This window comes from uncultured Nostoc sp. (genome assembly GCF_937863485.1).
In the GTDB taxonomy this organism is placed as follows: domain Bacteria; phylum Cyanobacteriota; class Cyanobacteriia; order Cyanobacteriales; family Nostocaceae; genus Nostoc.
In genome coordinates this window covers 72,461-91,916 of record NZ_CALMFY010000236.1, presented here as the reverse complement: position 1 = coordinate 91,916, position 19,456 = coordinate 72,461, and the positions used below count along the sequence as shown (strand labels likewise).

The window sequence follows — 19,456 nt, the reverse complement described above, 5'->3', positions numbered from 1 at the left end:
CCAAATCTTGCTCTTCAATAGGCAATGTACCGACCTACAATGTCAATGTATCGACCTGCAATAGCAATGTATCCACCTGCAATAGCAATGTATCGACCTGCAATAGCAATGTATCGACCTACAATGGCAATGTATCGACTTACAATGGCAATGTATCGACTTACAATGTCAATGTATCGACCTACAATGGCAATGCATCGACTTACAATGGCAATGCATCGACCTGCAATGGCAATGCATCGATCTGTAAAAATTAACGCCACGCAGCAAACTTGTGTGTACACGGTAGCTTTCAAGGAGAGAGGCTTTGAATTTCCCCCTTCCCTTGTAGGGAAGGGGGTAGGGGGTTAGGTCTTTTTTGTAGTCTACTTAACTGAAAATTGGTGTAATCCAGTAGTGTTGTGCCTTATAACCTCGTTATCAATAACCCAGGACTTATACCAATTCACGAAAACCCTGATACAGATAGATTTCTTGTAGGGGCATGGCAATGCCATGCCCTTACCAACGTATTTGTATCATTATTAAAGTGAAATGGTATTAAGCAAAATCATGATAAAACGAACCGCAAAGGACGCAAAGGACACAAAGGAATAAGAGTTTCACAGAGTTCTTGCGTAAGTCCTGTAACCGATAAGGCGGTGGCTAACTTTTCTTCGCAAATGCTTATAGTTAACAAAAATTAGAATTGCATCGTTGCTCAAACCGTTGAAAGTTCGCCAGAGTGGTAGTAGGAGTTTTTACATCACTTTTGTGGAAAATTGAAATGATTCAAAAATTTGCAGCCCCAACTCACACAGACAAATACATCCGTGTTGCTAAATTTGCAGATGTTCAAGCAGCAGGTAGTTTGTTGGTTCGCAGCGAAAAACACACCATTGCTCTGTTTTACTCAGACAATAAAGTCTATGCAATTGATAACCGTTGTCCGCATATGGGTTTTCCGCTCCACGGAAGCACTTGTAAAGATGGCATTGTAACTTGCCCTTGGCACTATGCCCGCTTCGACCTCGCCAGTGGCGGAACATTTGACTCTTGGGCAGATGATGTTCCCTCCTTTAGTGTAACAATCCGCGATGGGGAAGTTTGGGTAAATCTAGATCCCCTAGTTGACCTCCATGCCCACCACAGCCAACGTCTTCAGGATGGTTTAGAACAAAGTATTTCCTTAGTTATTGCTAAATCAGCGATCGCTTTACTGGACATGGGGGCAGATTTTACCGAACCATTTCAGGTAGGACTGGAATTTGGCACCCGTTACAACAAAGCAGGCTGGGGTACAGGCTTAACCATCCATACTTGCATGATGAATTTGCTGCCTTATCTAGATGCAGAAGACAAACCCCGCGCCCTTTTCCAAGGACTTTCAGCAGTCGCTAGTGATAGTGCAGGTGCGCCACCTCACTTTGTAGTTCATCCATTGCCCAATTCTACTGTTGACCTAGATACCCTCAAAAGCTGGTTTTGCCAGTTTGTTGAGGTGCGGGACAGTGAAGCAGCAGAGAGATGTTTGGTATCTGCAATTCGGGCGGGTGCTAATTCTGAGCAACTTGCAGATATACTGTTCACATCTGCCACAGACCACCGTTATATCGATAGCGGTCATGCACTCGACTTCATTAACAAGGCACTGGAAGCCTTGGATACTGTTGGTTGGCAAGGGGCAGAATCAGTTTTGGCGAGTCTAGTTTCTGGTTTAGCAACTGCTTCCCGCATGGAAGAGTCCAATTCTTGGCGTTACCCTGTGGATTTGGTAGCAATTCTGGAGTCTGCCTTTGAGCAGTTACCTACGGCTTTGGCAACAGGACGACCTCGACAAGGAACTTGGTCAGGTGAGGAGGAATTGGTGCCGATTTTGTTAGGGGAAGATCCACAGAAAATTACCAACTCTCTTCTGACTGCTTTGGAAGCTGGTTGTACTGAAGAACAATTGGCAAGTGTAGTTACTTACACAGCAGCACTTCGGGTAGCCCGCTTCCACACTAACAACGACTTTGGCGACTGGAATTCAGCGCACCATCCGTTTACTTTTGCCAATGCAGTGCATCAAGGATTACGACGAGTGCCAACGCTTGAACTATTACGAGGTGTGTTTGATGCTGCGATGAGTGTATATCTGAATCGTTTTTTGAATGTACCACCAGCACGACTTCCAGAACCAAAAGACTCTGCTCAAAATCCTGAAGAATTGCTCAACCAACTACCAGATTTATTAAATCGCCAACAACAAGTAAATCAAACAGGTAAATTAGTTGCTGATTATTTGTACAATGGCGGCTCTGTTGAGCGACTGATGGCAATGTTGGGTAAGTTGATGCTGCGCGAAAATCGCGAGTTTCATGTAATTCAGGAAATGGAAGCAGCTTTTAGACAATACTCGCTGCTGGGTGAAACTGCTGGTATTCATGTATTAGTTGCTGCTGCTCGTTATTTAGCAGCACACTCGCCCACAATGCGATCGCAAGGCCAAACCTATCAAATTGCTGATCGGTTGCATAAAGGTGATCGCCTGTTTGAAGAATCATAATTTAGCTAATCTTGGGAGACTCGATAATTGCTGCGATCGCCTAATGCAAGAATTTAGGCGATCGCAGCAATTTCTGCTTTGTAAACCTCATCTATGTTGAGAACCGTAGTTTTTGCCCTCACCCTAAATCCCTCTCCCTACTTGGGAGAGGGACTTATTTCCGGCTCCCCTTCTGCCAAATTTGGGAGAAGGGGCTGGGGGATGAGGGTTTTTCTTTTCATACCGAAAGAACTACAGTTTTCAAGGTGGACGCGGTTTAACTAGATTTCCAATCTTGTTTTTCTTGCTGATTAGCGAAACTCAAGAGGCGAATTAAAAATTGCATAAATGTTCAACTCGCCTCAGTTAAGTACTTGAAAATTTCAACCCATATCTTTTGTGTCTGGACTTAAGGAAGTATCCATTGCTCTTTATGCCCTTCAATTAGCTCACCCTTTTGGGTGAATCATATATCAACCGATCAGGTGACCTGAATGAGGGAAGCTGAGATTAATAATAAAGAGGATTCTATTACTAAAGAACACCAATTGCATTTTACTTAAGAATAACTTATGAAACTTATTACCTTAATAAATTCTGCACTGATTTTTGCTTTTATTACTCTTGTACCTGGAATCGCTGGCGCTCAAACAGCTACTATCGGTAGTAGTAAAATAGCTATTAACTCTAACAATTTATCCAGTAACTCTACTTCTGTTAATTACCTCCAGCCTTTCAATCTAGTTAATTTTGCTTATCAGGGAGGTCTTAAGCAACACGGTATTCCTAGTGGAGAAGCCCTAGTATCTGAAACTCAGAACAGAAATATTATTGCAAAAGATTTGGTGAAGGCTGCTGTTAATGCAAATAAATTACCATCACAAGTTTTAAACGACCAAAATTATCTAAGTGCTGTTAATTTGCAACTTAAAGCATTGCCTGATTATGCCGCTGCTGATTGATTTGGTTTTTCATGTCTCTTTTTAGAAAGCTAAATTTCTCAATATCCTATATTCCGGCGCTTGTTATTAATATAAAGAAAAGCCTTTTATACACATAAATCTATGTGTATAAAATAAAAATTGATATTAAAGAACAATTTTTAGATGAGAGAAGTTGTGCATATAAGTTGCACTTCTAGTGTTGAGGCCACAGAAAATTGTATAATCAACAGCCATCAACCAAAAATTTCGTTTTCTATAGAGAATGACAGAAGTAATTAGATCCGAAAGCCTAAATAACATTGAGTCCATTGAGTTTGAAGAGCAGTGCTTGCACAAAGCCAGAGAAACAGGCGATCGCAATGCGGAAGTCATTTGTTTAGGAAGTTTGGGCAATACTTATGAATACCTGGGTAAGTATGAGCAAGCGATTGAGTTTTATCGGCAGTGGTTGAGTATAACTAAGAAAATAGGCGATTGGACTGGGGAATGCATTTGCCTGGGAAGTTTAGGCAATAGTTATGAATTATTGGGGGATTACCAACTGGCAATTGAGTTTTACCACCAATGGTTAGAACTGGCAAGATTCATCTGCGATCGCAATGGGGAAGCAATGGCCTTGTGTGGTTTGGGTAATGCTTATAAGGCTCTGGGAAAGTACCAAAGAGCGGTTGAATTTCATCACTATTCATTAGAGATCACAAGGGATCTTGATGACCGAAATGGGGAAGCAAACGCCTGGTTTAATTTGGGTTTGGCGTTAGAGAAAATCAATCGAGAATCAGAAGCGATAGATGCCTTTTATAATGCCCGCGAAATCTATCACACAATGGGACTCGATGCAAGTCTGCAAGATTGTAATCATGCGATTGGGCTTCTTTCTCAAAATGTTGCAACTTTCGCATCTGGCTTCTGGTTTAAGAGATGGTTAAATCATTTGTTGCAGTTGATCAAAGCTGGTTCTAATTAGTAATATTTCTCACCACTGATTCAGGTAATGTGAGGATGTTTTAAAAGCTTTTGGTGATTATCATCGCCAAAATACATGAAAATCCACTTTTAAAACATCTTCTGAATACAATAAGATTACATCAAGAGGATGGATACTTATGGAATACCGCAACTGAGTTCTTATGATCAAAAGATAATACAGAAAACGGGTCTTTTCGATTTCCCATTTCCATCCCAGGAGTACCTATAGGCATTTGGGGAACAGATAAACCAACAATATTTGGCTTTTCTTGAAGCAGACGTTTGATGTCGTCTGCTGGGACGTGTCCTTCGATGACATATCCATTAACAATAGCTGTGTGGCAAGATGACAAGTTATCCGGCACGTTGTACTTTTGTTTAACTGTTTCGATGTCAGGCGTAGGAAAGTTTGTGATTTTAAAACCCTGTGCCTTTAAGTGAGCAATCCATCCGCCACAACAGTTACAATCGGGACTGTGATATACAGTGGCATTTAGTGCGCCTGCAACAGAACTAGGAAAAACAGCTTGAGCATGACTCATCGGAGCAACGCTTGCCAAGATGCCCAACACCCCTACTGTTAGACAAATCATTACCACTACTTGCACAGCAGCATGTACCAAGATGGGAGGGAACCATTTTTGCCAGTAATAAATAAATTGTTTGTGCGACATCTGAGACTTCCTAAGTACAACATTCCATAAATTTGTTCTAATAAATTCTCTGCAAAAACACTCTGCAACGGGAGTCGCTCATGGGGAGCCACTGCGGTAAACGGGTTTCCTAGCATAAAGGGGGCAGTGCGCCTTTGCGGTTTCTCCACTTGTACCCCTACGGGGATCTTGCTAGCAAGAGCGTCTCCCCTTCTCACATTGCCAGAGGCTACAGTGCTAGTATATCGAACATGGGCATTTTGTAGTTTCTAAGTTGTCGTTCTGGAAGACAATAACTCTACTGCATCAGCCCTCTATTTTCATATTCTTGTTTTGGCGAAGGTACTGAACTATTAACCCATTTGCACCACTTGTAGGACAACAGCAAGCTATAGAATTACTCACTCAGGCTGTCAGACAAAACCGAGTTGCTCCAGCCTATCTATTTGTGGGGCCAGATGGTGTAGGAAGAAGTTTAGCAGCAAAGTGCTTTGTGGAATTGCTATTTTCTAGTGAGATGGGAGTCACTGCGGCTTTACAAAACCGTTTGCGTCAAGGCAACCATCCAGCTTTGTTGTGGGTGCAACCAACGTACCAATACCAGGGACAACGATTAACACCAGCAGAAGCGGCTGAGAAAGGACTTAAGCGTAAAGCACCACCTGTAATTCGGCTAGAGCAAATTCGAGAAATTACCGAGTTTTTAAGTCGTCCGCCTTTGGAAGCGCCGAGGAATGTGGTGATACTGGAAGAAGCCCAAACAATGGCAGAAGCCGTAGCCAATGCTTTACTTAAAACCTTGGAAGAACCGGGACAGGCAACGTTAATTTTAATTGCACCTACACCTGAGTCTGTGTTGCCAACTTTGGTGTCACGCTGTCAACGCATTCCTTTTTATCGCTTAGATGCCCAGTCTTTGGCTGTTGTACTCACACAAACGGGTCATCAGGAAATTTTGCCAAATCAGGCAGTATTGAGTATAGCAGCTGGCAGTGCCGGAAGTGCGATCGCATCTTACGAGCAATTACAAGCTATTCCCCCGGAGTTACTCGAAGACCTGAAAAAAGCCCCTGCTTCCTACCGCAAAGCCTTGGAGTTAGCCAAAAAAATTGATAAAGATTTAGATACAGAAGCACAACTGTGGTTAGTTGATTATCTTCAGCAATTTTACTGGCAGCAGTGGCATCAACCCACCATCATTCACCAGCTAGAACAAGCTCGTAAATACTTACTTGCTTACGCTCAACCCCGGCTGGTTTGGGAATGTCTGCTTTTATCTGTATACCAAAAATAAAATCGCATTCATGAATTTTTGCCCAAAAACCTCAAACTCTTTAGCTATATTAAATAATATTACTTAAGTAACCGGACATATTAGTACTAACGTATTATTGAAAAGCTATGCAAAGCGTCTCGTAGAGAATGCGGCGAGTCAACAGACATCGCTTCAAGACACTGGGATTTGCTCAATTGCCAAAGCTTCTCTTAAACAAAAGTCTTGCAGGGGATGACTAATAAAGGTTGTCCGATTATTGTTTTTGAAGATTGTACCCCTGACTTATGATTAACTTACCACAGACAATTCCAGTTCTTCTTTTAGGGACAAGCTTGGCTGTGCTTTCCCCTCAAGTTTGTACTGCTTTCACTGTTCAAGAGGTAGCTAGCCTTGCTAAAGCATCAAGCGATTTGCCAGTGGTCAAATCAGCAGGACTGTCCCCCGATATGGATGTGCCTTGGTCGAAACCCGTGAGAATCATTGATCCTTTTGAAGGGGAATTAGTTGGGGTTTTTGACCGCAACTCTTTAGGTGGCCATTTGTACCGTGAGAATTCAAAACAAGTTATTAGTTTGTGGACTCCTTCGAGCATTCGAGTCCTGGTAACACTAAATTCGGATCAAGCAAGTTCTTCTTTCTACACCGCAGGTCGTGTGTATCCCAGATATGACTATCAGAGGTTTGTTACTACCAAGAAAGTAGATAAACTTTTGCTTAAGGTCAGGGGAAAAGTTTTTCAATTAGACGGTTCAACCGGCACGTTTGCTGTCAGTCAAGAATTAGCGACTGCTTTGAAAAATGCTCCAGATGAGAACTTAGACATCAGACTACTATTGGAAGGAGGTCAAACTATTGATAGCGAAATTGGCAAAGAGACGGTAAAATCTTGGCGAAAGATTTATTAAGCGATGTCTAAGGACAGGCTACTTATTGTGCATTTTCAACCCAAGTATTATCTATATATTAAGAAAGTAAAAATTTCTCACCTCTCATCAGGAATTTATCTGGTAAAGGTTGTTTAAAGATTTAGAAAGAACGAACATTCTTAGAAGCAAGCCTGATTAATTCTTCAACATTGTTTGAGACTGTATTACAAATCGTATTTAAAGGTAAGTCATTGGGATCAAACCCGAAAGGTTCTTCGATTTCTGAGCCAATTTGTTCAATACTTAATAATGTAAAACTTACAAAAGCCATTACTATACCAGTCCACCAATATAAAAAGCTAACAATTTCTGAAGGTAATATTAGACAAAAAATAAATAACAGTTGTCTGAGTTTAATAGTATATATCAAAGGCAGTGGCGTTTTTAAAATGCGTTCGCAACCACCTAAAATATCTACTAAATCATCTACGCAGTTATGTAGAGTAGTCAGTTGATAGACATTTAGACAATTCCGGTCATGCTGATACTGCAAGTAATCTCCTATCCAGTAAGCAATTTGTAGTGGGGGATGATTGCTATCTTGGAGTTGTAAATATTGTTTTTCAGACATTAAGGATGCTAACTGAGTGTCTAAAGGTACTGATCTTAGATGTAACTTCATTGCAACTGCAAAAGCAGTTACTAACCGAAGTATTGCCTCTTTTTCTACTCTATCTTGCGGTGTCTTATCTTTAACTATTATCCAAATTCCCCGAGTTAAGTTACGAGATGTATTAACTAAACCTCCCCATAATTGACGACCTTCCCAAAATCTATCATGGGCTGTATTCGTCCGAAAAACTAATAGTAATGTAAAACCAATATTAAAACTTAAAACAGCATTAGTAAGAATACTGTTTGAATTTGAAAATGCTATTGGTAATTTTAAATAATAGAGAAATGATATGAAAATACCATATGCAGTACAAAAAAGTACCCAAGGAAGAATGATAGAAATAATTGACCTTTCAAGCCGAAGAGTTACTTGAAGCCAGTTCAATTTTTCGCCTTTATAAAGGTGATATTTGTCTATTAAAGAGTTTTTAGAATTATTTTGAAAATAGTTAAGTTGTTTCATATTGGTAAGGTTTGGTGATTACATAAATTAGCAAACTAGCTTTTTTTAGCTAAAGTTATCTGGCTTAAGTAAGAGAGGTGCAAGATGTAGGTTTCCAGATAACGACCGTCGTAGAACTATAATCAACATAAATTATACTTTTAACATTTAAATTTATTTTTGTGAACCCTCTTTAGGTAGGTAAATTTATGAATGTCTTCCAATTTTTCGCCATCAATTTGGTTTTTCTTTGTAACGAAGCAATTACCTATTGGGGTGAGCTAAAAGAATAATTTTTCTTATTTAACTGTGATTTTCAACATTTATCATTATATTGAGTACTTTTTGGCAACTTGAAACCTGCTGTAAGTAAACCTTGCCTCATGAACTGCGATCGCTCATTGATTTTCCACTTCTATTTAAATCATTTGTAAACAAAAAGATTTCTGATTTTTTAGATAAGTCGGGAAGAATACTTTTCAGATAAGCGTAAACTACTCCATTTTGGTCTGGGTGCATGTTAAAGGGCAAGGGATAAAGGTGAATTCAAACTGCAATCCCATTCCCCTTTCCCCCAAAACCCCAAAAGTATTGGAGTTGCGAATCTGAACCTCTCGATTTTCGTATTACTAGTTCGTTTAAATTAGTATTCAAATACTTATTGGGAAAAATATGTTATTACTAAACAATTCTCTTTATAAAGATTTAGTAATAATCTTTACCCAACTTGGTATTGAAACCGCAAAAGTTACCGAGATAAATTTTCCCAAATTTTTGCAACACATAAACTGACTGTAGGGGCGTACAGGTGTACACCTCTACCTATCTATCTATATCAGCTATTGCGTTAAACAGTATAATTAGGCAAGATAGCAATGTGCAACAAAGCCGTTTATGATTGCAATATTTTGATGCGTAGAAGAGTTGCAAAGAAAAGAACTTTTACAATTTCTGCCCTGCGTAAATTGATCGCACTTCGCCGTTACGCCGGATGACAGCTTCACCATTACTAACATCTACTAGTGTCCAACCACTTGAGCCGATACTTTCACCTATGTTGATGCGGCGAGTCACGCCATCAATTTTAAACAAAGCAGCAGATTTGTTGCCTAACTCTAGCAACCCTTCTAAGGTACTAGCAGGAGTATCTGCGATCGCAGTTGGCGCATATACTTGTTCATGGGTAATAGTTGGTTCTGATGGTGCGAGTGCTGCACGTAATGGAACTACTGGTAATGCAGGCAGAGGGTTGGGTGTTTGCCGCACGGTAATGGGTGCAGTTCGTCCAGCTACAGGTTTGAGTTCTGCTTGCACAGCCGCAGCTAACATGTTGACGGTTACAGGCTTGGCAGCTTGTCGCACCGTATTCAGGGCAGTTCTCACAACATTAGGTTGATATCCCTGTAACGCACTGGCAACTTGTGGTAAAAGTGTGGAAGTACCAGGAATCGCCGGCAGCCCGTAGTGCATTGGCGACGGCGCTTGATAAACGGGAACGTAGATGCGCTCAACAACCCTTCCAGAGCGGTTAGGGGCTAGTGGCGTATTGTTAGCTAGAAGTGGAAGTGGTGGTAGATTACCAGTTGTTTGCCCGTTCCCAAAGGCTATTTGATTAGTATTTGCTTGACTGGAGAATCCAAGGATGCCAGATTTTTGATTGCTTTTTGCTTCTTGTTTATCTATAACTGCCAGCGCTCCCAGCATATAATCAACCAACTCTGCCTCAATTTCTGTTTTTGTTGGCAAGAGTGACTGCGGTTGCGGCAGTAGAAGAGCTGACTCAGGCAATTTCGTATTTAAAAGATATACTACTCCCGACTGTACCAGGTAGATAATACCAGCGATCGCCACACCTAAAGTTGTTCCCACAATCAGCAGTTTGCCCAAATTACGACTACTTTTCTGACGCTTTCTACTAACTGATTTAACGGTGGCGGTGTCAAACACAACAGTACTCAATTGCTTGTGATTATCTTGAGCTACTGACTCTACTGTTTGGTTCAATGTGTTCGGTAAGATAATCTGCGGTATCGTAACTGTTTGCAGAGGAACGGATTCTGGAGGCGACTGGCGTTGAGGTTGGGGGGAAACCCCAGCAACAGACTGGCTCGATTTGTTCTGCCTACTCTGCCTAACGGTTTGAGAAGGCAAATTACCAGTAACATCCAGAATGTAGTCGATATCGGCAAAGAGTTCATCCATTAGACCATCAGCATAGTTTTCTATCAACCAAGGTTCGTTGGCGATTAAGTCTTCTGATGGTTCCGGTACTATGAGACGGGTGCTGGCTTCTTGTAACATAGACGTTCTATCTTTGTTGCTAGGACGAGGAAACGCCGCGCCTACTGCCTGGGAGTTAGGATTACAGATGAAATATCCAATCCGCCGTCTGATTGAGACGAGTTGGTTAAGCGTTGGTATTAAAATCAACTTTAATCTGGGGATTGTTGATGATGACAGTACTAATACTTGTTGTCATCTATCATACCAATTTCCCTTCCTACTACTATACTCAGTCTTTATGAAGTTTGTGTTAAGCTAACGCTGGAAACTGTGACTGGCTCTTGGTTCTACGCAATTCTAAATATAATAATAAAGCGTTAACATCTGCTGGGTTTACACCACCTATACGTGCGGCTTGACCAAGAGTGAGTGGTTTTACGTGAGTCAGCTTTTCCCGTGCCTCTTTGGAAAGAGTATCAATTTTTGTGTAGTCTAAATCCCCAGGTAATTGGCGGTGCGCTTGGCGGGCAATTTGGTCAATCTGATTTTGTTGCCTAGCGAGATAGCCAGAATACTTGATGTCAATTTCTGCGCCTTCTTTCTCGGCGCGGTTGAGGTTGGGGTTTCCCAGTCCGAATCTGTCGAGGTCAACATAATGAAATCCTGGACGCCGCAGCAAGTCATTAAGGGTAATTGAACCTTTAATTGCTTGTTGGGTATTAGATGCGATCGCTATTCCTATTTCATCATGTTCTTTGACTCGTGTGGCTTGCAATCTTTGCTTTTCTGTGGTAATATTAGCCTGTTTTTGGGTAAATAGATCCCAGCGGCGATCGTCAATTAAACCAATTTCCCGTCCCAAAGGTGTCAAGCGTTGGTCAGCATTGTCAGAACGCAATATTAATCGATACTCTGACCTACTGGTAAGCATCCGGTAAGGTTCTCGTAAATCCTTTGTACACAAGTCATCGACTAGCGTTCCAATGTAACTTTGCTCGCGCGCAAAGACAATCATTTCTTGAGAGTGAACAAATCGAGCTGCGTTAATTCCGGCTACAAGCCCTTGGGCTGCGGCTTCTTCATAACCTGTGGTGCCGTTAATCTGCCCAGCACAAAACAGTCCGGCAATCTTCTTAGTCATCAGTGTGGGGTAACACTGAGTTGCAGGTAAATAGTCATATTCCACAGCATACGCCGGACGGAGCATCACACATTTTTCCAAACCGGGGAGAGTCCGCAACATATGCAGTTGCAAATTTTCTGGCAACCCTGTAGAAAACCCTTGGATATAAAGTTCGGGTATATCCCTTCCTTCTGGTTCAATAAAAATTTGGTGGCTTTCCTTATCGGCAAAGCGGACAATTTTATCTTCAATACTGGGACAATAACGCGGCCCTTTAGCTTCCACCCAACCGCCATAAACTGGTGACAAGTGCAAATTATCCTGAATTAGGCGATGGGTTTCGCCAGTTGTGCGGGTGATATAGCAAGGCATCTGTTCCCGTTTTACCCACGCATCCGGGTCAAAGCTAAACCAGCGCACATCTTCATCTCCTGGCTGGATTAGCATTTTACTATAATCTACAGATCGCTTGTCTACCCTAGCTGGAGTTCCAGTTTTGAGTCTTCCGGTTTCAAATCCCAGGCGATTTAGGGTTTGTGTCAATCCTTCAGCCGCAAATTCTCCAGCTCGTCCCGCCGGCATTGATTTGTTACCCACCCAAATTTTGCCTCCCAGGAAGGTGCCAGTTGTCAAGATGACTGCTTTACATTGGAACCCTACACCAAAATAAGTTTCAACGCCGATGACTTGATCATTAGCATCCAACACTAAATCTGTCACCATACTTTCGCGGATTGTCAAGTTTTCTTGGTTCTCGACAATATTTTTCATCACCGCTGCATATTCGCGCTTGTCCGTCTGGGCGCGTAATGCCCACACAGCAGGCCCCCGTGAAGAGTTGAGGATACGTTTTTGCAGGTAGGTGCGGTCTGCTACTTTACCAATTTCTCCACCGAGTGCATCTACCTCATGGGTCAACTGGGATTTAGCTGGGCCACCCACTGCTGGGTTACAAGGTTGCCAAGCGATTTTATCCAAGTTGAGCGTCAATAACAGGGTACGACAACCGAGGCGTGCAGAGGCGAGAGCTGCTTCGCAACCGGAGTGACCTGCACCGACGACTATGACATCAAAAGCGTCTTGGAATTCAACGGAATTGTGCATGGTCATACTTACAGGATCGGCAAGCTTAAAGTTCTTTTCAATTTTAACTGTTCCAGTGGTTTCATGGATGTAACTTTCTGAGAAAAAAGTTATCAAATTTCTTAGTACTCAATTACAGACAATTTTATTTTTCTTTAGTTGAGTATTAAGTAAAAAGTTATAATTTTCTTTAAGAATTGTGGCAATGTTCCGGTTTGTTTCTCACATATTTAGGCATGAAAAAAGTTGATTTATTACAGATATATATTAGATATATTGCACAATTTATATAGAAGCATCTATCAACACGATGATTTATCTGTGTTTTCAACTCATCAATAACACAATCGACTTGGTGTTAATGATATTTTTCCTCACAAGATCCCCTCAACCCCCCTTAAGAAGCTTGTTATTACCCACACATGACAATCCCCACTTCGCTGCTATAATCTGCTGAACTTAAGCTCTGGGCAGGATGTAGGTCAACACGACACTTTGATTGTTACAAAAATGTGAGTAATGACAAGCCTTAAAAAAGGGGGTTTAACTTTAAGGAGGATCAAGCTTTAACCAAAGTGTATTAATCAATAACAGATATTTGCAATCAGCTGATTACTTTTATTCTTGAATCAATTAAGCAATTATTTAAAAATGAAAATTATCATCAGTAAGAAAAATTTTATTACTAAGGTTATCAAAAAGACAACTTTCATCAGTATAGTTATCATGATGATATTTGTCTTAGTCGCTAGTAATGAGATTACCCATAACCAATTGGGTAGAACTGCCCAACCATTAAATGTATGCTTGACTACAGATTCATTAGCTTGTAAAGATACATCTAAAGAGATAACATCAAAACCATTTATTCCTGACCCCAAATTAAATGAGCAACAGCGTTTTTTATCTGTAATTAGCCAGAAATTACCCACAATTCCCCAGCCTGGTACTTATGAATATACTTTGTTGCGGACATATGGTGCAGTTTTTGTAAATCAAGATGTTGGGATTAAACTGCCGCAAAAAGATATTTTTGCTAATGAACAAGAAACCCAAAAATTTCAAGCTACTTTGACAATGGGTCATGTTGATAACACTAATGACTGTTACTTACAAAAATCAGCGGCTGATGCTTTAAATAAAGCGCGAATTCAAGAACATATCCCGCTAAAATCTGGTTATGGTTCTGGTGATTGCACTCGCACTTTCAACACAAATTTAAGATTTTGGTACAAATATGCTAATAATCAAATTTTAACAAAAGTTCAACAGGGTAAAGAAATAAAAATTCTCGGTTTGGTTGCACCTCCTGGAACCTCACAACATCTGTGGGGATTAGCAATTGATTTACGCGTAGGCACTAAAGAACAAAGAAAAGCTCTTAATCAAAATGGTTGGTTTCAAACTGTAGAAAATGATGTTCCACATTGGACTTATGTGGGTTTACTTGAAGATAATTTACCTCTGTTTGGTTTTAAAAAACAAGTTATCCGGGGCATTACTTATTGGATTACACCACTTTAATTGTTAGATAGCATGAAAACTTGGGAATCTTAATCTAAAAAGTGGGATATCGTTCAGCAAGCTTTGGTAACAGCTTATCAGTAACGCCAACATATTCTCTCCAGAACCATTGGGGAACTTCGGGAGCAGACTGTCCAAAACCAGACTCAATATCAATATCAATATATTAACTGAGCAGTTATACCATTTCACTTTAATAATGATACAAATACGTTGGTAAGAGCATGGCATTGCCATGCCCCTACAAGAAATCTATCTGTATCAGGGTTTTCGTGAATTGGTATTACAGCCGGAATTAGAACCAGCAAAGCTGTAAGACCTAGTAAACGTCTATTATTGACGAGAGACGCTGTTGCCTCGACCAATTTGTACTTGTACAAGGAGGCAACAGCGAATCAAACCGAAAGTTTAGACTCAAGGCAAGCGTTGAGTGTAGGTACTTCACAAGCCAAACATTGGCAGATGCGAAGCCGCCTTAAGCATTAGGGAGAAATCCGCACCTTGAGGAAAGCTAGCATCGCGCTAGGATGTATTACAGTTAACGGCATAGTTTCAGGCGATCAGTTGCTATGGACATTTCCCCCATCAAGGCTGTTCAAGCCCCTTATTACGGCGATAACTTTTACCGGACACCGCCACCAGATTTACCTTCCCTCTTATTAAAGGAGCGAATTGTCTATCTTGGGATGCCACTTGTGCCTGCTGTCACGGAATTGATCGTGGCCGAGTTGCTGTTTTTGCAGTCCGACGACCCCGAAAAGCCGATTAAAATCTATATCAACTCCACCGGCACTTCCGGTTACAGTGGCGAACCCATTGGCTTTGAAACCGAAGCCTTCGCTATCTATGACACCATGAAATATATCAAGCCTCCTATCCACACCATCTGCGTCGGTTCCGCGATGGGTATGGCAGCGATGCTTCTCAGTGCTGGTACAAAAGGTTGCCGCGCCAGTTTGCCTCACTCCTCGATTATCCTGCATCAGCCCAAAAGCTATGCCCAAGGTCAAGCAACGGATATTCAAATCCGCGCGAGGGAAGTTTTGGTAAATAAAGGGGCGCTAGTTGATATCTTGAATCGTACCACCGGACAGCCTCCAGAAAAAATTATTAAAGATATGGATCGGCTGTTATATCTGACACCCTACGAAGCGAAGGAATACGGTCTGATTGACCGAGTTTTTGAGAAAGAAGAACTCGCAAATCCCCCACTCCCTGCCAGTGTCCTTTAAATTCAGTTATGAGTTATGAGTTATGAGTTATTTAATACTCCTTCCTCATTCCTAACTCCTCACTTTTCACTCTCCGATCATCCCCAATTTATTAATAACGGAGCAAATTATGCCTATAGGCGTTCCTAAAGTTCCTTACCGGATGCCCGGAGGACAATATACAGATTGGATTAGCATCTACGATCGCCTTTATCGGGAACGGATTATATTCTTGGGGCGAGATATTGATGATGAAATTGCCAATCAAATTATCGCTGTAATGCTGTATCTGGACTCAGATGATCCAGGTAAAGATATTTATTTATACATCAATTCCCCCGGTGGAATGGTCACCTCTGGCATGGCTATTTTTGACACCATGCAACATATCAAATCAGATGTGGTGACTATTTGTGTGGGTTTAGCTGCTTCAATGGGGTCTTTCCTGCTGGCAGCTGGCACCAAAGGGAAACGCATAGCATTGCCTCACTCACGGATTATGATTCACCAGCCTTCAGGTGGCACCCGTGGACAAGCAACCGATATCGAAATTGAAGCTAGAGAGATTCTGCGGATTCGTCACCAGCTGAATGGGATTTATGCCGATAAAACTGGTCAGACCATAGCAAAAATTGAAAAAGATATGGATCGTGACTTTTTCATGTCTGCTGAAGAGGCTAAAGAATACGGTTTGATTGACCGTGTGATTGAAGACCGAACCTCTATAGTAGTAGGCGAGTAGGGAGTAGGGGAAGCTGGCGTTGCAGGGGAGAAATAATTCCTAACTTCTAACTCCTAATTCCCCACTCTCTACTCGCTTTCCTAAACAAACTGTCAACATTGAACTTTAAAATAGAAAATTAGCCTTTATCATTAATAGTTCAGGCTTAAAGCAGATAGCTGATAGCCTCTAGCTGAATATTCGATAGCTCATAGCTCAAGATGGATCTTGGAGATTGCTACCGTTTATTGGGTTTAAGGTCGGGAGCTTCTTTTGCTGAGATCAAAGCGTCTTACCGACGACTGGCGCAGCAATATCATCCCGATATGAACCCAGATGACAACAAAGCCAAAGATAAGTTTATTGCCTTGACAGAGGCTTATAAACTCTTGCTGACGGTAGTATTGCCAGAGGAAACTGCCGCACATTCAAGTCAGGTGTCAACTGTGTATGATGACACCAAGGCAATGCATTGGCAGAAAACACCAGTAGCAACGGTGACAAGCCAACAACCACCGAAACCAAAGCCGCCGAATCTGTTGGAAATAGAAGAACGGCTGAAGTGGAAAACTTATGAGCAATTGCAGCGATTTTTGCAAGAAAGACGATTTGCGCAAGCGATCGCCCTGGCAGAAGCTTTAGCAGATCGGTTGTCAACAGATGCAGAAGTCCGTCAATGGCAAGCGATCGCTTATCAAATTTGGGGACGGGCGCTAATTTCCGAAAACCAACTGCTCAAAGCCAGAATTTATCTCAAAAAAGCTTTGAAGACAGACCCCTGTAATAAAAGTCTCTGGTATGAAGTGCAACGCGATTTCCAACGCTTAGAACAAATTTTTTAAAGATTTACAAAATTTATTGAAAATCAAAATCTCCTTTCCAAGTTATAAGAAGGAAATGGTCTTCATTGGGTTGCTGCCGCCCAGACGGAAGGCGGGAGCCATCCATTGAGCATTCCCAGTCTGAGACTGGGAACGAGGTAAATTATCTTCAATTCAAAATCCAAAATCTAAAATCTAAAATCCAAAATCTAAAATTGGCACCGTCATTGCCGCAATCCGCGCAACACTGCTCCTAATGTAGCGATTCCCTCAACAATCTTCTGTGTTGGCTGAAAGCTAAAAGCTAACCTGATGGCATCATCTCCCTGTCCATCGGTGTAACACCGAGTCCCTGGCAAAAAGTTGATGCCGTGTTCATTGGCAGCTGTTAGGAGTGCTTTGGCGCTGATGTCTGGCGGCAATTTACACCAAACGAAAAAGCCCCCATCTGGTCGCAAAGCAACTATATCACTGGGAAACTCTTGAGCGATCGCCTCTAACAATAAATTGCATTTATGCTTGTAGCAGGCGATTAGCTGCTGAATGTGATTATCTAGTTTGCCTGTAGCACAGTAGCGGGCGACCACATGACTGACAAATGGCCCCACAGGCCCCTCACTTTTGAACATTGCCAGCCGCTCTATAATCGCTGGATCACCACAAGCCCAGCCCAGGCGGATACCAGGCGCAATAATTTTCGAGAAGGTACTTACATATAATACCCACCCCTCTTGGTCAAGAGTTGCCAGAGGGGGCAGAGTTTCTCCTTGGAACCGCAAATCGCTATAAGCATCGTCTTCCACCACTAAGACGCCATACTCAGCCGCTAACGCTACCAGTTTTTGGCGGCGAAATAACGGCATAGTAGCGCCTGTGGGATTGTGAAAGGTGGGGATGGTGTAAATAAACCGGGGTCGGATGCCCTGTTTCTTCAAGTCGCTCAAAGTTTCTTCTAGGGCGTCCACATCCATCCCCAACTCATCCACAGGAATGGTAATTATGCGTGCGCCAGCGTGGACAAATCTGACAACTACTCCCAGGAAGGTTGGCCCTTCCACAATTACCACATCACCAGGTTCGACAAACACATCTGGTAGCAAACCGAGAATCTGACCAGAACCGTAGCCAATGACCAGGCGATCGCGATCGGCAGCAATTCCTTTAGTCTGCAAGCGGAGGATAATTTGCTCATATAGTTGAGCTGAAGGTGGCCCGTAATTGAGGGCGATCGGAGCTTCTTCTGTCAGCACAGCCGCACTTGCAGCAGCCAAGTCGGCGTGGGGAAAGAGAATTGGGTCAGCTAAACCGTAGGCAAAGCTGACAGTGATAATTTTGGTTAACTCAGTGCCGTAAGTTGATGGTGCGAGGTTTCTAGCTCTTTCGGCGAACAAATCAGCAATTTGGTAGGCAGAAGTGGTAGGAGCCATAAAGGGCGAGTTGTCTTCTAAGTTTATGAGTATATCAGTATTTTAAGGAAGAAATACTGATAGCCAGCTTTATTCTAAATCCCAACAATGCTTTCGTGATTTTATAAGTAAATTTTGGTTAGTTTATCATCAATAGTTTAACAATTAAAGATTTCAAATAACTTTTTAATTGAGTGTTTATAACTTTATCTCTGCGCCTGGAGCTGACACCAGATGCGACAATACTCTTAACCCGCGCAACTGACTGGCTTCTCTCCGTGAGAGCAAAAAATATTTATATAATAAATCCATTTATCTAAAAATCACTGTAAGTTGAATTAGTGCGATCGCTTTAGGAAAAGTTTAACCACATCATATTTGCGAAACCGTCTCACCACTCAAATAAGCGTCACGAATTTACGGGTTATTCAATGATTCGCTAGATGACCCAGATAGCACAATTCGACCATTTGAAGTACATAACCATAATCAGCAATTTGCAGTGTTAAATTGGCATTCTGTTCAACCATAAAAACAGTCACACCTTGCTAATTAATCATCTCAATTAATTCTCAAACACGCTCGACATCCAAACGTAAAAGACCCATTGTTGGCTGATCCATGCAGATTAAGCGAGGTTAAAGTAGTACATATGTATATAGCGATCGCTGCAAACTTGACGCAAGTGACATTAATCAACCTCTCCGGGAATTAAAATCCAAAATTTATACAGAGCAATCTGGCAGCTAAAAAAATGCATATTTAACTGTTGTGGGGCAAAAGTAAAATTTAAAAACTCTTGTTTTTTAGTCTTTTGAGATTTTTTTTTATGGTTTATTGTAATCTACTAGAGCTTTATCTTGGGGTTTAGAAGCTGGAAATTTCCCTAGAGTCATCTAAATACGGTATTTTTATCGACTTACCGTAATATCAGATGAGTAAGAACATCTCACACCTAGCTAGAAAAATCAAGAGACCCATTTGGATAACCGTGAATCCTACAAGTTAAAATA

The 19,456-nt window shown here is 41.6% G+C and carries 15 protein-coding genes; 10 read left to right on the top strand and 5 right to left on the bottom strand.

The features are described from left to right. Nucleotides 1–24: 24 nt before the first annotated feature. The 4 genes from Q0541_RS32285 to Q0541_RS32270 all read left to right on the top strand — a co-directional run bounded on the left by Q0541_RS32285 (nucleotide 25) and on the right by Q0541_RS32270 (nucleotide 4,417). The gene (locus tag Q0541_RS32285; protein ID WP_298920745.1) at nucleotides 25–351 is read left to right on the top strand and encodes a hypothetical protein; all 327 of its coding nucleotides are present in this window, start codon (nucleotides 25–27) and stop codon (nucleotides 349–351) included. A gap of 415 nt (nucleotides 352–766) precedes the next feature. Continuing rightward, nucleotides 767–2,527: a Rieske (2Fe-2S) protein gene (locus Q0541_RS32280; RefSeq protein WP_298920743.1), complete on the top strand. Its 1,761-nt coding sequence runs from the start codon at nucleotides 767–769 to the stop codon at nucleotides 2,525–2,527. Nucleotides 2,528–3,078: 551 nt separating this feature from the next. Further along, nucleotides 3,079–3,468, top strand: a complete 390-nt coding sequence (locus Q0541_RS32275; protein WP_298920740.1) for a hypothetical protein — start codon at nucleotides 3,079–3,081, stop codon at nucleotides 3,466–3,468. A gap of 244 nt (nucleotides 3,469–3,712) precedes the next feature. Next, nucleotides 3,713–4,417: a tetratricopeptide repeat protein gene (locus Q0541_RS32270; RefSeq protein WP_298920737.1), complete on the top strand. Its 705-nt coding sequence runs from the start codon at nucleotides 3,713–3,715 to the stop codon at nucleotides 4,415–4,417. Between the two features lie 121 nt (nucleotides 4,418–4,538). On the opposite strand, the gene Q0541_RS32265 is transcribed toward Q0541_RS32270, so the two are convergent. Then, nucleotides 4,539–5,093 carry a DUF411 domain-containing protein gene (locus Q0541_RS32265; protein WP_298920735.1) on the bottom strand — a complete coding sequence of 185 codons (555 nt, stop codon included), beginning with the start codon at nucleotides 5,091–5,093 and terminating at the stop codon, nucleotides 4,539–4,541. A gap of 331 nt (nucleotides 5,094–5,424) precedes the next feature. Here Q0541_RS32265 and Q0541_RS32260 point away from each other — a divergent pair, with 331 nt between their 5' ends. Continuing rightward, a complete protein-coding gene (locus Q0541_RS32260) occupies nucleotides 5,425–6,366 on the top strand; it encodes a DNA polymerase III subunit delta' (RefSeq protein ID WP_298920764.1) in 942 nt (313 codons plus the stop codon). A gap of 266 nt (nucleotides 6,367–6,632) precedes the next feature. After that, nucleotides 6,633–7,253 carry a hypothetical protein gene (locus Q0541_RS32255; protein ID WP_298920733.1) on the top strand — a complete coding sequence of 207 codons (621 nt, stop codon included), beginning with the start codon at nucleotides 6,633–6,635 and terminating at the stop codon, nucleotides 7,251–7,253. Nucleotides 7,254–7,374: 121 nt separating this feature from the next. On the opposite strand, the gene Q0541_RS32250 is transcribed toward Q0541_RS32255, so the two are convergent. The 3 genes from Q0541_RS32250 to mnmG form a co-directional block, all read right to left on the bottom strand. Next, nucleotides 7,375–8,352 (bottom strand): bestrophin family protein, encoded by a 978-nt coding sequence (locus Q0541_RS32250; RefSeq protein WP_298920731.1) that lies wholly within the window; start codon nucleotides 8,350–8,352, stop codon nucleotides 7,375–7,377. A 921-nt stretch (nucleotides 8,353–9,273) separates the two neighbouring features. After that, a complete protein-coding gene (locus tag Q0541_RS32245) occupies nucleotides 9,274–10,632 on the bottom strand; it encodes a hypothetical protein (protein WP_298920762.1) in 1,359 nt (452 codons plus the stop codon). Between the two features lie 232 nt (nucleotides 10,633–10,864). Further along, a complete protein-coding gene (gene mnmG / locus Q0541_RS32240; protein ID WP_298920759.1) occupies nucleotides 10,865–12,787 on the bottom strand; it encodes a tRNA uridine-5-carboxymethylaminomethyl(34) synthesis enzyme MnmG in 1,923 nt (640 codons plus the stop codon). Between the two features lie 624 nt (nucleotides 12,788–13,411). Here mnmG and Q0541_RS32235 point away from each other — a divergent pair. The 4 genes from Q0541_RS32235 (at nucleotide 13,412) to Q0541_RS32220 (ending at nucleotide 17,058) form a co-directional block, all read left to right on the top strand. Further along, nucleotides 13,412–14,284, top strand: a complete 873-nt coding sequence (locus tag Q0541_RS32235) for a D-alanyl-D-alanine carboxypeptidase family protein (protein ID WP_298920756.1) — start codon at nucleotides 13,412–13,414, stop codon at nucleotides 14,282–14,284. Nucleotides 14,285–14,853: 569 nt separating this feature from the next. Further along, nucleotides 14,854–15,516, top strand: a complete 663-nt coding sequence (locus Q0541_RS32230; RefSeq protein WP_298920729.1) for an ATP-dependent Clp protease proteolytic subunit — start codon at nucleotides 14,854–14,856, stop codon at nucleotides 15,514–15,516. Nucleotides 15,517–15,625: 109 nt separating this feature from the next. After that, nucleotides 15,626–16,237: an ATP-dependent Clp protease proteolytic subunit gene (locus Q0541_RS32225; protein WP_298920727.1), complete on the top strand. Its 612-nt coding sequence runs from the start codon at nucleotides 15,626–15,628 to the stop codon at nucleotides 16,235–16,237. Between the two features lie 200 nt (nucleotides 16,238–16,437). Next, nucleotides 16,438–17,058: a J domain-containing protein gene (locus tag Q0541_RS32220; RefSeq protein WP_298920725.1), complete on the top strand. Its 621-nt coding sequence runs from the start codon at nucleotides 16,438–16,440 to the stop codon at nucleotides 17,056–17,058. A 203-nt stretch (nucleotides 17,059–17,261) separates the two neighbouring features. Here Q0541_RS32220 and Q0541_RS32215 read toward each other — a convergent pair whose 3' ends face one another. Then, on the bottom strand, nucleotides 17,262–18,464 hold the full coding sequence (locus tag Q0541_RS32215) for a PLP-dependent aminotransferase family protein (RefSeq protein ID WP_298920722.1): 1,203 nt from the start codon (nucleotides 18,462–18,464) through the stop codon (nucleotides 17,262–17,264). Nucleotides 18,465–19,456: the final 992 nt, after the last annotated feature.